Annotated in this window: 14 protein-coding genes; 2 read left to right on the plus strand and 12 right to left on the minus strand. The window is 72.0% G+C overall.

The features are described 5' to 3' along the window. Positions 1–32: 32 nt before the first annotated feature. The 5 genes from ACMCNN_RS27530 to ACMCNN_RS27550 form a co-directional block, all read right to left on the minus strand. Positions 33–773 carry an HAD family hydrolase gene (locus ACMCNN_RS27530; RefSeq protein ID WP_412743398.1) on the minus strand — a complete coding sequence of 247 codons (741 nt, stop codon included), beginning with the start codon at positions 771–773 and terminating at the stop codon, positions 33–35. A gap of 106 nt (positions 774–879) precedes the next feature. Beyond that, positions 880–1,374: an ATP-binding protein gene (locus ACMCNN_RS27535; RefSeq protein WP_412743399.1), complete on the minus strand. Its 495-nt coding sequence runs from the start codon at positions 1,372–1,374 to the stop codon at positions 880–882. Positions 1,375–1,432: 58 nt separating this feature from the next. Further along, positions 1,433–2,341 (minus strand): hypothetical protein, encoded by a 909-nt coding sequence (locus tag ACMCNN_RS27540; protein ID WP_412743400.1) that lies wholly within the window; start codon positions 2,339–2,341, stop codon positions 1,433–1,435. 87 nt (positions 2,342–2,428) lie between these two features. Next, on the minus strand, positions 2,429–3,730 hold the full coding sequence (locus ACMCNN_RS27545; protein WP_412743401.1) for an ABC transporter ATP-binding protein: 1,302 nt from the start codon (positions 3,728–3,730) through the stop codon (positions 2,429–2,431). A 180-nt stretch (positions 3,731–3,910) separates the two neighbouring features. Continuing rightward, positions 3,911–5,917, minus strand: a complete 2,007-nt coding sequence (locus tag ACMCNN_RS27550) for a DUF5941 domain-containing protein (protein ID WP_412747288.1) — start codon at positions 5,915–5,917, stop codon at positions 3,911–3,913. A gap of 305 nt (positions 5,918–6,222) precedes the next feature. On the opposite strand from ACMCNN_RS27550, the gene ACMCNN_RS27555 reads away from it, so the two are divergent. Then, entirely contained in the window at positions 6,223–6,402 is a 180-nt protein-coding gene (locus ACMCNN_RS27555) for a PspC domain-containing protein (RefSeq protein ID WP_412743402.1), read from the plus strand. Here ACMCNN_RS27555 and ACMCNN_RS27560 read toward each other — a convergent pair whose 3' ends face one another. From ACMCNN_RS27560 to pdxH, 7 genes are read right to left on the minus strand one after another with little or no spacing between them, the layout of a single operon-like run. Continuing rightward, on the minus strand, positions 6,403–7,227 hold the full coding sequence (locus tag ACMCNN_RS27560; RefSeq protein ID WP_412743403.1) for a DUF4230 domain-containing protein: 825 nt from the start codon (positions 7,225–7,227) through the stop codon (positions 6,403–6,405). Between the two features lie 59 nt (positions 7,228–7,286). Further along, a complete protein-coding gene (locus tag ACMCNN_RS27565; protein ID WP_412743404.1) occupies positions 7,287–8,456 on the minus strand; it encodes an acyl-CoA dehydrogenase family protein in 1,170 nt (389 codons plus the stop codon). A 21-nt stretch (positions 8,457–8,477) separates the two neighbouring features. After that, positions 8,478–8,768: a type II toxin-antitoxin system VapB family antitoxin gene (locus tag ACMCNN_RS27570; RefSeq protein ID WP_130510434.1), complete on the minus strand. Its 291-nt coding sequence runs from the start codon at positions 8,766–8,768 to the stop codon at positions 8,478–8,480. Positions 8,769–8,801: 33 nt separating this feature from the next. Further along, positions 8,802–9,431, minus strand: coding sequence for a nitroreductase family protein (locus tag ACMCNN_RS27575; RefSeq protein WP_412743405.1), 630 nt, complete (start codon positions 9,429–9,431; stop codon positions 8,802–8,804). Next, positions 9,431–10,351, minus strand: coding sequence for an aldose 1-epimerase family protein (locus ACMCNN_RS27580; RefSeq protein WP_412743406.1), 921 nt, complete (start codon positions 10,349–10,351; stop codon positions 9,431–9,433). The genes ACMCNN_RS27575 and ACMCNN_RS27580 overlap by 1 nt, the downstream gene beginning before the upstream one ends. 9 nt (positions 10,352–10,360) lie before the next feature. After that, the gene (locus tag ACMCNN_RS27585) at positions 10,361–11,650 is read right to left on the minus strand and encodes an MFS transporter (protein ID WP_412743407.1); all 1,290 of its coding nucleotides are present in this window, start codon (positions 11,648–11,650) and stop codon (positions 10,361–10,363) included. Next, positions 11,647–12,273: a pyridoxamine 5'-phosphate oxidase gene (gene pdxH, locus ACMCNN_RS27590; RefSeq protein WP_412747289.1), complete on the minus strand. Its 627-nt coding sequence runs from the start codon at positions 12,271–12,273 to the stop codon at positions 11,647–11,649. Before pdxH ends, ACMCNN_RS27585 begins: the two co-directional genes overlap by 4 nt. Positions 12,274–12,471: 198 nt before the next feature. Here pdxH and ACMCNN_RS27595 point away from each other — a divergent pair, with 198 nt between their 5' ends. Next, entirely contained in the window at positions 12,472–13,578 is a 1,107-nt protein-coding gene (locus ACMCNN_RS27595; RefSeq protein ID WP_412743408.1) for a citrate synthase 2, read from the plus strand. The last annotated feature ends 92 nt before the right edge of the window (positions 13,579–13,670 follow it).

The raw sequence follows: 13,670 nt of genomic DNA on the forward strand, positions 1-13,670 counted from the left end.
GAAGAAGAGAGTCTGTGAATCTGTCAACGCCGCTAGCGCGTGAGCAGTTCGGAAAGATCTTGTACGACGATGTCGGCGCCGTGGTCGAGCAGCGCCCGAGCCTGGCCCACCCGGTCGACCCCGACGACGATGCCGAAGCCGCCCGCACGCCCGGCGGCCACCCCGGCCTGGGCATCCTCGAACACTGCGCAGTGCTCGGGTGCGGTGTCAAGCAGCTTTGCGCCGTACTGGAAGGTATCCGGGGCGGGCTTGCCCGGCAGCTGATGCTCGCGGGCGGTGACGCCGTCCACGCGCTCCTCGAGGAGGTCGGCGATGCCCGCGGCCTCCAGGACGTCCTTGCAGTTGGCGCTGGCCGAGACGACGGCGCGGCGCAGACCGGCCGACTTCGCCGCGTTCAGGTAGTCCACCGAGCCCGGGTAGACCTGCACCGCTCCTTCCTTGATCTTCTGCAGGACCAGCACGTTCTTGCGGTTGCCGATGCCGTTGACGGTCACTGCGTCGGGACCGTCGCCCGGCGTACCCTCCGGCAGGGTGATACCCCTGGAGGCGAGAAAAGTACGCACACCGTCGGCACGCTGCCGACCGTCGACATAGCGGTGGTAGTCGGTGCCCTCGTCGAACGGCACGAACGCCTGCCCGTGCTCGGCCGACCAGCCGCGCAGGAACGCGTCGAACGTCTGCTTCCAGGCGGCGTTGTGCACCAGCGCGGTCTGCGTCAGTACGCCGTCAAGGTCGAATAGGCAGGCGGTGACATGAGGTGGAAGTCCGAGCACTGGCCCAATGTAGTCGCGCCGCCCGCACTTCGCGGCGGAAAGGCCCGCTCACATTTTCTGGGCGATTCCGCTCTGTTAAGTCCAAGCCCGCGCTTCGTTGCTCCACTCAGGGCCGGTGAGCTGGCTCCAGAGCGATCCGCAGCCCGATGGTGGTCCCGATCGGGCCGGTGGCGATGGTGACTTCGTCGCACAACTGGTGCGCCAGCCAGATGCCCCGGCCGCCCACCTCGAACGCCTCGGGCACTCCGGGGCAGCCGAGGAGGCGCTCGGGGATGCCCGGCCCGGAGTCGGTCACGGTGCACCACGCCGAGCCGGCGGTCACCCAGACGACGATGCGCCCGTGACCGCCGGCATGCAGCACGACGTTGGTGATCACCTCGTTGACCGCAAGCACGAAGCCGTGCAGGCGGTCGCCCGCGAAACCGGCCGCCGTGAGGCGGTCGGTCACCTCGTGCCGGACGGTCGTGATGTCGTCGCGGCCGAAGGTGCGGTCGAGCAGCACCGGGGAGGTGGGCGACGCAGCCGGAGCCGCGTCCGATCGCCTGCCGGCAGCCGGGCGCAACGTCTCCTGGCTCGCGCACGAGCCACTTCTCTCCTCCACCAGCGAGCAGCCTACGCGCTGCGGCCCCGGCACGGCAGGCGACAATCCGACCGAGGGCTCAGAAGAGGTGCGCGATGGTCCGGAAGATCTCCGCGTAGAAGTTCCCGTCGATGTCCCGGTACAGGCTGAACTTCATCCCCGGGCTGCCGAAGAACGGGCGCAGCGTCCAGGCCAGCTGAGTGCCGACGAAGCCGAACAGCAGGATCCAGACGTACAGCAGCGCCATGCTCGGGGGCGTGGCCGCGGCCTGGGGGCGGGGCACGGGCCGCATGTGCGGGTGCGGGTGCAGGACGAACTGCTGGCCGGGCGGGGCCTGCGCCGGGACGGTCTGGGTCAGCGTGGCGGTGGCGCCGTTGCCGTTGGCGGGCACTGTCACGGGCGCGGCCGGGTCGGCGGCGGGAGCGGCCGGGTCGGCGGGCGGCACCGCGGGGGCCGGGGCGGGCCCGCCGGCGAGCGCGGGCCGGGGGGCCAGCAGGCCGTGCTCGTTGAGCACCTTCATGCCGCCGGTCAGGAAACGCAGTCCGACCAGCGCCGACAGCGCCAGGATCGCCACGTTCAGCAGCTTGAAGAAGCCGTAGTCCGGCGCGGTGATGAGGAAGAACAGGCTGATCGGCGCGAACGCGAGGGCCAGCATCGCGGTGACGGTCAGCGCCACCATCACCAGCGACAGCGACTGCCGTACCGACAGGCGGGCGCCGAAGACGAGGTTGAACAGGTACAGCGTGGGCAGGCAGATGGCCAGCGTGACCAGGAACAGCAGGGGGAGCTTGACCGCCGAGGTCAGGGCCATCAGCACACTGTGGAACGAGCCCAGTACCGCGCCGTAGCAGGCCAGCGCGATCACCGTGCTGACCAGCATCTGACCGGTCAGGCGGGTGAGCCCCCGGTCCTCCACCACCTGCTGCCAGATGCCCTGGCGGTCTCGCAGGATGCGTTCGATCACCAACAACCCGGACGAATTAGCCATGCTGACCCCTCACGGAAGTGACGTCGATACGCCATCGCATCGACGTGCGGGTGAGGTTAGACCATGGTGTCAAGAATTCGACAGTCCTCAGCGCCAGCCGATGTCGATCCGGTCCCCGCGCTCGTCGAAGAAGTGCAGCGCGTCCATGCGTACGGCGACAGACAGCGGGTGCCCCGGCGACACGGCGGGGTACGGCGCCAGCCGCACCGCCAGCTCCGCCGGACGCCGGTGGTGGCGCCCCGGATCGTTCAGCACGCTGGTGCGCTGGGCGGGTTCGAGCGTGGCCACGGCGGAGCGCTCCCCGCGCCCGGCCAGGCGCTGCAGCGCACTACCGACCCGGCGCAGCGGCCCGCCCGGCACGGCCTGCTGCGGCGCCTTGCCGCCCAACTCGTCGACGACGATCGCGGTCGCGCCGATGTCCAGGAACGCCAGCGACTCGTGCCCGTGGTGCTCCAGGAAGCGGATCCGGCCGTGCAGCACGTCGCCCGGAGTGTCCGGCGACACCGGGGTCAGCGCCTCGGCCCGTACGCCCACCACGATGCGCTCGCCGTGGTAACGCGCGACCGCCCGCGCCCGGATGTCGGTCCACGGCAGGTACAGGGCCTGCTCGCCGAAGGTCAGCGTGACGTACCGGTCGAGGTGGACGTACACCTGGGCTTCCAGCAGGTTCATCCGCGGCGCGCCGAGGAACGCGGCGACGTACAGGGTGGCGGGGCGGCCGTACACCTCGGTGGGGGTGCCGATGTCCTGCAGCACCCCGCGGCGCATGATCGCCACCCGGTCGGCCATGGTCAGCGCCTCGGCCTGGTCGTGCGTCACGTACATGGTGGTGACGCCCAGCTCGCGGGTCAGCCCGGTGATCTCGGCGCGCAGCTCGGCGCGCAGGCCGCTGTCCAGGTTGGACAACGGCTCGTCCATGAGGAACAGGCCGGGGCGGCGCACGATCGCGCGGCCCATGGCCACCCGCTGGCGCTGGCCGCCCGAGAGCTGGCCCGGCTTGCGCCCGAGCACCTCGGCGATGCCGAGCGCGCTGGCCACGTCGCCGATGCGTTCCATGCGGGGGGCCGGGTCGACGCCGGAGAGCTTGAGCGGGAAGCCGATGTTGTCGCCGACGGTCATGTGCGGGTACAGCGCGAAGTCCTGGAAGACCATGGCGATGCTGCGGTCGCGCGGCGGCACGTCCAGGACCGGCTCGCCGTTGAGCAGGATCTCGCCCGCGGTGGGGTCCTCCAGCCCGGCGATCATGCGCAGGACGGTGGACTTGCCGCACCCGGACGGGCCGAGCAGCACGAGGAACTCGCCGTCGTTGACCGACATGCTGACCTTGTCGACGGCGAGGGTGCCGCCGGGCCAGACCTTCGTGACGTCCTTGAGTTCGACGGTCGACACCGTCCACCTCCTGCTGCTGCGCGACTTACGGTGATCCGGGCCTCACCCGAGCGATCGGGCCTACTGTGACCATCGGTATCGACGCCTAGCCATCGGGTGAACGTTCCATTCGCACACTGTGACCAGGTGGTTACAATGATCAACGATCACGCTGCGCGTGCATCAATCCATCGCACTGCGTCACTGGGGCGGCGTACTGTCCAATGCGCTCCGTGACGATCGAGCGCCCCGCCGGTCCACCACCGCTTGCACCACCACGGCGCCCGCCACCCACAGCGCCAGCACCGCCTCGGCGTCCGTCGCGATGCCCGCCACGCCCGCCGCCGTCAGCAGCAGCACCCGCCCGTCCCAGCCGAGCACCGCGCCCGTCGCCGCGGCCGCGGGCGCCGCCTTCTCCATCCGCGCCGTCACGTCGTAGTGCCGCACCGCCAGCGCGAACAACACCGCGTAGGTGACCGGTGTGACCACCCCGCCGACCAGGGAGACCGCGACGACGGTCAGGTACTCGGCCGCCCGCAGCGCGGCGGGCACCAGCCAGTCCAGCGGCCCGTCGTGCGGCGCCCGCGCCGCCAGCCCGGCGCCCAGCACCAGCAGCGCCGCGACCGCCAGCGCGATCCGCGACACGCCGTCCGACGTCGGGGCGACGAGCAGCACCACGATCAGGATGGCGGGCACCAGCGCGGCGATCGCGGCAAGGAGCAGCGGCGTGGACCAGCCCGCCCGGGCGAGAACCGCGCGGACCAGCGGCCCGTCGTCGCGGTGCCGCGCCCGGTCCGGCCGGTCCAGCACGGCGACGCGCATCGACAGCGCACGCAACGAGCGCAGCCCCAACGTGTACGCGAAGGCCAGCGCCCCCCAGATCAGCACCCCGGCCAGCGCGACCCGGCCGTTGGCCACCGCCGCGAGCACCGCGATCAGCGCCCACCGCTCGCCGATCGGGAACACCACGATCCGCTTCAGCCAGTACGCCGCCGAGCCCGTGTCGGCCTGCACCCGATTGGAGGCCCGGCTCAGCCGCGCCCCGACCCCGCCCCCCGCCGCGGCACCACCGCCACGGGCGGCCGCCTCGTCGTGCAGCACCCCGTACCAGGCGTCGGTCATGTGGCGGACGGTCTGCAGCACGATCGCCGCGATCGCCAGCGGCCACGCGTACGGCAGCCCGATCCGTTCCGCCCCGGCGGCCAGACCGGCGTAGACCATGTACTCCTTGGCCCGGTCGGCCATCGTGTCCAGCCAGCCGCCGAACGCTCCGAAGTGCCGGGTGTAACGGGCCAGCTGCCCGTCCACGCAGTCCAGCACGAAGCCGAGGTACAGCAGCACCGCCCCGGCGATCATCGCGGGCCGCGACGCCTGCCAGAACGCCAGCGCGGCGGCCACCGCGAACAGCACCGACAGCCAGGTCACCCCGGTCGGGGTCAGGCCGATCCGGGCGCACGCCCTGGTGATCACGGGCGACCAGCTGCTCACCGCGTACGTGGTGAAGAAGTCGTCGCGTTCCTTGACCGCCTCCCGCAGCCGGGCCGCGTCCTCGTCCACCGCGGCGACCTCGGCGCGCGCGGCGCTCAGCTCCTCGTCCGTGCCGACCCGGGCGGCGCGCAGCAGCCGCACCCGGGTGGCGATCGGCACCAGCCCGGCATCCAGCAGGGCGGGCAGCAGCGCGTCCACGGCGTTGCGGACGCCGGTGACCACCGCGCCCGTGGGCTCGTCGCTCCCGGCCGGTTCGGTCAGCGTGTCGGCGGCCCGGCTCGCGGCCGAGGCCAGCAGCGGCAGGTCAGCCGGAGCGACGCAGAGCGCGCCGAGGAACCGGACCGTGCCGTCGCCGTCCGGGGCGGGTACCAGGCGGCCGCGATCCTCGCGCAGGTCGCCGCGCTCGGCGGGGGCGACCAGGGCGGTGCTGCGCCCGGCGGGCTCGGTCGCCAGCGTCCACAGGAGACTGTGATGGGCGACCAGGTCGTCGGCCACCACGAGCAGGCGCTGACCACCGTTCTCGCTGCCGTCCGGGCTGTGCTCGGTCGCCAGCTGGGCGAGATGGCGCAGTTGCGCCGGTACGTCCTCGGCGCTGGCGGGCGACACCAGCACGGTGGCGCCGGCCTCCAGCAGGGCGGCGGTCAGGCTGTCAGCGAGGCGGGCGGCCGCGTCCGGGTCGAGGTCGTTGCCGGTGCTGCCGCAGAGCACGGCCTGGGTCACCGCTGCATCACCGCGCGCCTCCTCGTCGCCCACCGTGGGCACCGAAACCATTGGCTGTCGAACCCTGAGCCGATGACCGTGGGCCTTCCTAGCCGAAACCCGGACGAGGTTACCGGACCGGAAAGGTAACGGACGTGACAGCCGACTCCCACGTTAACAACGAGTGTCGGCGGGTACGGGTCCCCCTTACGGGAGGTACTCGCCGGATCTCCATCTGCGGGCTGAGGGAAGGCGGGCGCGCCGGCCGTACCGTCGATGGTGGTCGCGGCGCTCCCGCCGCGACCGGCACACGAGGAGGACATGACGTGAACCGCCTGACCCGGCCCCGCAACGACCGGTGGATCGCCGGGGTCTGCTCCGGCCTGGCCCGCCGCTTCGGCGTCTCACCCGGCCTGGTCCGCGTGGGCTTCGCCCTGTCCTGCCTGCTGCCCGGCCCCCAGTTCCTGATCTACGTGGTGCTCTGGGTGCTCATGCCCAACGAGTGATCAGGGATTCGCGTACGTGACCGTGACCGAGGTGTAGCCGAGCCGGGTGAACAGGCTGGTCAGCATCTTCTCCGTATTCTCCCGCGCCCGCTGGTCCAGGCCACTGTCCCGGGCCGCCTCGGTGATCCGGCGTTGCGCCTCGGCGTACACGCGGTGCTGGGCGTCAGGGTTGTCGCGGAACGCGTCGCCGATCCGGTTGAGCAGGCCCCGTTCCTGGGCGACCACGTAGCTGCGGTCCAGGTCGAGCGCGGCCGTGGACAGTTGCGGGGCGGGCAGCGTGACGCGTACGGAGTGGTCCTCGTTGTTGACCTTGACGGCGTCGCCGTTGAGGGAGCCGAAGTCGACGTACGCCTCGACCGTGCCGGAGCCGACGAACAGGGTGCGCTGGTTCAGCAGGAAGTCGGGGATGTTCTCCCTGTGCTCCTGCAGGTCCACGATGACCTGGAAGGTGCCGTCGGCGGCCACGTAGCGGCTCAGGTCGCGCATCGACTGCAGCAGCACCGGCTGGCTGCGGTCGGTGGTCTTGTCGGAGAACGGGTTGTCGAAGCTCGGCAGCACGTGTACCGCCCGCAGGCCCAGACAGGCCGCGACCAGCAGGGCGAACACCGCGCCCGTGAAAACCAGCAGGCGGGCGAAGCCGGACCGGCCGACCGGGGGGTCGGGCCAGGCGCCGCCGGGCCCGGGGGGTCCAGCAACGCCCGGCCCTGGCTCGTGCGGGTCCGCCCCGGCGGGGCGGGCCTCATCGGGGCCGGGCGGCTCGGCTCGGCCCGGCTCGTAGGCGGGATACTCCTTGGTCGGGTCGTCGATGTCGCGGCGCTCGGCCATCGCCCTCACCCCCTGGTGTTGGTACCCAAGGTACGGATGAGACCAAACACCGGGACCGGTCAGCCGGCGAACGCGCTCAACCCGGTCAGCTGCTGGCCCAGCACCAACTGGTGGATTTCCGAGGTGCCCTCGTAGGTCAGCACGCTCTCCAGGTTGTTCGCGTGCCGCATGATCGGGTACTCGCCGCTGACGCCGTTCGCGCCGAGGATCGTGCGGCATTGGCGGGCGATCGCGATGGCCTCGCGGACGTTGTTGAGCTTGCCCGCGCTGACCTGCTCGGGGCGCAGCCCCACGGCGTCGTGCCGGCGGCCCAGGTGCATCGCCAGCAGGTAGCCCTTCTGCAGCTCCAGGGCCATGTCCGCGAACTTCGCCTGGGTCAGCTGGAAACCCGCGATCGGGCGGCCGAACTGCTCCCGGCTGCCCGCGTACGCGAGGGCGGTGTCCAGGCAGTCGCGGGCCGCGCCGAGCGCACCCCACACGATGCCGAACCGGGCCTCGGTCAGGCAGGACAGCGGGGCCTTGAGCCCGCGGGCGGCGGGCAGCCTCGCCTCCTCGGGCAGCCGTACCTCGTCCAGGGTGATCTCGCCGGTGGCCGAGGCGCGCAGCGACATCTTGTGCCGCACCTCGCGGGCCGCGAAGCCGGGGGTGTCGGTCGGCACCGCGAACCCCACCACGCCCTCCTCGGCGCGGGCCCAGATCACCGCCACGTCCGCGACCGGGGCGTTGGTGATCCACATCTTGCCGCCGGTGAGGATCCAGTCGGTGCCGTCGCGGCGGGCCCGGGTGGCCATGCCCGCCGGGTCGGAGCCGTGGTCCGGCTCGGTCAGCCCGAAGCAGCCGATCAGCTCGCCCGCGGCCATCCCCGGCAGCCAGCGCTGCTTCTGCTCCTCGGAGCCGTAGCGCCAGATGGCGTACATGGCCAGGGAGCCCTGCACGGAGATCAGCGAGCGCACGCCGGAGTCGGCCGCCTCCATCTCCAGGCAGGCCAGCCCGTACGCGACAGCGGAGGAGCCGGCGCAGCCGTACCCCTTGAGGTGCATGCCGAGCAGGCCGAGCTTGCCGAACTCACACGCCAGGTCGCGGACGGGGACCTCGCCGCGCTCGTACCAGTCCGCCACGTACGGGCGGACCCTGTCGTCGGCGACCCGGCGGACGAGTGAGCGCACGTCGCGCTCCTCGTCGGAGAGCAGGGAGTCGAGGTCGAGGAGGTCGAACGCGGAAACGGCCATGCCGCTGACGTTAGCCGAACGTCAGAGGACGAGGACCCGGGCGTGGATCTGGTTGCGCTGCTGCAGGGCCGCGCGCAGCGCCCGGTGCAGCCCGTCCTCCAGGTAGAGGGCGCCCTGATACTCCACCACGTGCGGGAACAGGTCGCCGTAGAACGTCGAGTCCTCGGCCAGCAGCTTGTCGAGCGCCAGCTCACGCTTGGTGGTGATGAGGTCGGCCAGCCGGATCGGGCGCGGCGGGATCTCCGCCCACATCTTCAGCGTGGTGTGGTGGTCGGGGTACGGGGCTCCGTCCCGCACCGCTTTGAAGATCACGACGGCACGCCCCTTCCGCTTCCGGCCCGTCCTTTACCCAGCCCACCGGCCATGATGCACCACATCGTCCACCGGGCGATGCCCCCTGCGTAGTGACGGGGACCTCTTATCGGGCAGCTGGTAACCCACCGTGAGCGCCCCGATCGGGGTGAATTCGGGCGTCACCCCGAACGCCTCCTTGAACGCGTCGACCCGGGCGGCGGGCAGGCCGATGAAGCAGGAGCCGAGCCCCTCGTTCACCGCGGTCAGGTGCATGAGCAGTGCCGCGAAGCCGGTGTCGATGTGCCAGTACGGCGCGGGCCAGTGCGACTCGTCCCGATCCGTCCAGCCCTTGTCCGGCTGGGCGTACCGGTCCAGGTAGGCGGACTTGTTGGACATCGGGATGACGATCAGCGTGGCGGCGCGCATCCGGTCCAGCCACGAGCCGTGCCAGCCCTCGTCGGCCGGGGCGTCGCCGAGGTGGCCCTCCGTGGTGACCTGCCAGTACTTCGCCCGGTCCTCGGCCTTGGTCAGCACCAGGAACCCCCAGCCCTGGGAGAACCCGGCCGACGGCGCCCGCAGCGCGTGCTTGACGATCTTGTCGACCACCTCCGGCGGCACCGCCCGGTCCGGGTCGTACGTACGCACCATCCGCCGTTTGCGGACGACCTCGTCGAAATCCACTACGGTCGCACCCCCCATGACGCGGCCCAGCCCTCCCCGGGGCCGAGCACGATCAGATCCCGGCCGGAGCGGAACGCGTCCGGCGGGCAGGTCATCGGCTCGATCGCCACGGACCGGCGGAACCGCTCGCCGCCCAGCGTGTCCGAGGTGAAGACCTGCCACCAGGAGAAGTGGCGGTCTCCCCAGATCGTGACCCGGGCGTCGCCCGCCGGGGCCGCGATCGTCACCGACGAGCCGCCGTCCGCCTCGTACGCGAGGTCACCGAACGTGGTGTCCAGAACGAGGTCGCCGATCCGGCGCGGCGCGGTGAAGTCGTACTCCGAGCCGGCGATCTTCACGGCTCCGATCGGCAGCAGGCGGCCGTCGGCCAGGATCCGGGTGCGCGCCGGCACCCGCAGCAGGATGTCGTCCACGGCCACCCCCGGCAGCCGCAGGTACGGGTGGGCCGAGTAGCCCCACGGCGCCTCGGAGTCACTCGTATTGGTGACCTCCTGGTCGCAGCGCAGCCCGTCAGGCCCCACGCTCCACCGGGTGCGCAGCGCCAGCGACCACGGGTAGCCGGCCTGGGCGGCCAGGTCGCACTCCAGGGTCACCGCGTCCGGGGCCTGCTCGGCCAGCCGCCAGCGCACCCAGTTCACGAGGCCGTGGATGGCCGTGTTGCGGGCCGGCTCGGTCAGCGGCAGCTGGTGGGTCACCCCGTGGAACGTGTAGCGGCCGTCGCGGATCCGGTTGGGCCAGGGCGCCAGCACCTGTCCCGCGGACGCGGGCGACAGCTCATGCTCGGTGAACCCGTCGACGACCTGCCGATCGCCCACCTCATATGCCCGCAGCACGCCGCCGACCTCCGTGAGGGTCGCCCGGTGCTCACCCGATTCGATCGTCCACTGCAACCCAGATTTCGCCGGAACGACGCTCGTCATGACTGGACACTATCGGGTCCCACCGTCATCGCCAGGTGGCGGGCGGTAGCGATACAGCGCCGGGAAAGCCAGCGCCAGCACCACGGTCAGGCCCGCGGCCAGCAGACCACCGCCCACCCAGGACACTGTCGGGCCGGCCACCGCGGCGGTCGCGCCCGCCCGCAGATCACCCAGCCGGGGTCCACCGGCCACCACGACGGTGAACACTCCCTGCAGCCGCCCGCGCAACCGGTCCGGGGCGTACGTCTGCAGGATCGACTGCCGGTACACCGCGCTGACCAGGTCGGCGGCACCGGCGACGGCCAGCAGCAGCACCATCGACCACAGGTGGCGGGCCAGCCCGGACAGCGCGACCGCGAGCCCCCAGCCGATCACGGCCAGGATCAACGCGAAGCCCTGGCGGCGGACCCGGCCGATCCAGCCGGACGTCAGGCCGCCGACCACCGAGCCCAGCGCGATCGCGCTGAACAACCAGCCGACCGCCGCGCCGCCGCCGAACCGTTCCGCGGCGACCTGCGGGAACAGCGCCCGCGGCATCGCGAACACCATGGCCACGATGTCCACCGCGAACGACAGCAGCAACACCTGCTTGGTCGCCAGGAACCGCAGGCCGTCGGCGATCCCGCGCAGCCCGGCGCTGGGGCGCGGCTCGTCGGCCGATCCGGCCAGCGGCGGGATCGGGGGCAGCCGGAAGGTCGCCCAGAAGGAGATCGTGAACAGCAGCGCGTCGACCGCGTACGCGACCGTCACGCCCGTACCCGTACTGAAGGTCCCGAAGATCAGGCCCGCGGCCAGCGGGCCGAGCACCCCGCCCACCGTCGTGGTGGTGTAGGCCAGGGTGTTCGCGGCCGGGATCAGCTCGCCCGGCACGATCCGCGGGACGATCGCCTGCCGGGCGGGCGAGCTGACCGCGAAGCCCACCGACTGCACAGCGGTGATCGCCAGCAGCAGCCATGCGCTGTCCAGGTGCAGCAGCGCCTGCGCCAGCAGGCCGAGCGTGGCCAGCCAGGTCAGCGTCGAGCTGGCCAGCAGCAACAGCCGCCGGTCCACCACGTCGGCCGCGGCGCCACCCCACAACCCGAAGATCAACAGGGGTACGAGCGCGGCCACGCCCAGCAGCCCCACCCAGGCCGACGAGTTGGTGATGGCGAACATCTGCACCGGCACGGCCACCGCGGTGAACTGGTACCCGAAGACCGAGGCGCCGGTGCCCACCCACATCCGCCGGTACGGCGCCACGCCGAGCGGCCGGATGTCGATCACCCACCTGCGGCGCTTCTCCTCCAGCTCCGAAGTCATGGGGCGAGCCGTTCGACCACCCAGGTCACGTCCGTGCGCCGGTAGCGCAGCCGGTCGTGCAGGCGGTCGGCGCGGCCCTGCCAGAACTCCACGGTCTCCGGCACCACCCGCAGCCCACCCCAGTGCGGCGGGGCCGGCACCGGACCGGTGTCCCCGAACCGCTCCCGCGCCTCGGCCAGCCCGGCCTCCAGGGCGGCGCGGTCCGGCACCACCCGCGACTGCGGGCTGGCCCACGCGCCGAGCTGCGACCCGCGCGGCCGCTCGGCGAAGTACGCGTCGGTCTCCGCCCGCCCGATCCGCTCCACCGCGCCCGTGACGATCACCTGCCGCTGCATGGGGAACCACGGGAAGACCAGGCTCGCGTACGGGTTCTCCGCCAGCTCGGTCCCCTTGCGGGAGTCGTAGTTGGTGAACAGGACGAAACCGTGGTCGTCGTACCCCTTGAGCAGCACCGTCCGGGCCGACGGCCGGCCCCCGCGGGAGGCCGTGGCCAGCACCATGGCGTTGGGTTCCGGCAGGCCCGCCGCGACCGCCTCGGCGAACCAGCGGCCGAACTGGACCCGCCAGTCCGCCGCCAGGTCACCTTCGAGCAGCGGTCCCCGTTCGGTGTAGTCGCGCCGCATCACGGCCGGCGCCGGTGGTTCGCGTGTCACCCGATCCCCTTCGACAATTTTCCCATCGAACCTAAGTCGCCACCGCCGCCGCGTCTCCTCGGCGAGGATAGGTGTCGCAGACGGCACATTCCCTGCCGCTCGACCGGCCGGACGAGCGCGGGCAAGATGAAACACTCACGGCTTCACGGGGCCATTCCAGGAGGCGACGTGTCCGACTTCAAACCGGGACTGGAAGGTGTCATCGCCTTCGAGACCGAGATCGCCGAGCCCGACAAGGCCGGTGGCGCGCTGCGCTACCGGGGCGTCGACATCGAGGATCTCATCGGTCAGGTGTCCTTCGGCAACGTGTGGGCGTTGCTGGTGGACGGGCGGTTCGGGCCGGGGCTGCCGCCCGCCGAGCCGTTCCCGGTGCCGGTGCACTCCGGCGACATCCGCGTCGACGTGCAGTCCGCGGTCGCGATGCTCGCCCCGTACTGGGGGCTGAATCAGCTGCTCGACATCCACGACGAGCAGACCCGTTCCGACCTGGCCCGGGTGTCGGTCACCGCGCTGTCGTTCGTGGCGCAGGCGGCCCGCGGGCTCGGCCTGCCCGCCGTGCCGCAGAAGGACATCGACAAGGCGACGACGATCGTCGAGCGGTTCATGAAGCGCTGGCGCGGCGAGCCCGACCCGCGGCACGTCAAGGCGGTCGACGCGTACTTCATCTCGGCCGCCGAGCACGGCCTCAACGCCTCCACGTTCACGGCCCGCATCGTGGCCTCCACCGGCGCGGACGCGGCCGCCTGCATCTCGTCCGGCATCGGGGCCCTGTCGGGCCCGCTGCACGGCGGCGCGCCCTCCCGGGTGCTGCACATGATCGAGGCCGTCGAGCGCAGCGGCGACGCCGAGGGGTACGTGAAGGGCGTGCTCGACCGCGGCGAGCGGCTGATGGGCTTCGGCCACCGCGTCTACCGCGCCGAGGACCCGCGCGCCCGCGTGCTGCGCCGTACCGCCCGCGAGCTGGGCGCCCCCCGCTACGAGGTGGCCGAGGCGCTGGAACGCGCCGCGCTGGCCGAGTTGCAGGCCCGCAAGCCCGACCGGGTGCTGGCCACCAACGTGGAGTTCTGGTCCGCGGTGGTGCTCGACTTCGCCGAGGTGCCCTCGCACATGTTCACCTCCATGTTCACCTGCGCGCGGGTCGCCGGGTGGAGCGCGCACATCCTGGAACAGAAGAAGCTGGGCCGCATCGTGCGCCCCAGCGCCCGCTACGTGGGCCCCGGCACCCGCAAGCCGCAGGACGTCGAGGGCTGGGACGCGGTACCGCACAACGCCTGATCAACTGGCGGTGGGAGGATGGGCGTCGGCAACGGCGCCCTCTTTCTTCGCCTCACCCGGGAGGATTCGTGGCTGACGGCATGACCGACTGC

The sequence above is a fragment of the Krasilnikovia sp. MM14-A1004 genome, from assembly GCF_047159485.1.
In the GTDB taxonomy this organism is placed as follows: Bacteria; Actinomycetota; Actinomycetes; order Mycobacteriales; family Micromonosporaceae; genus Actinoplanes.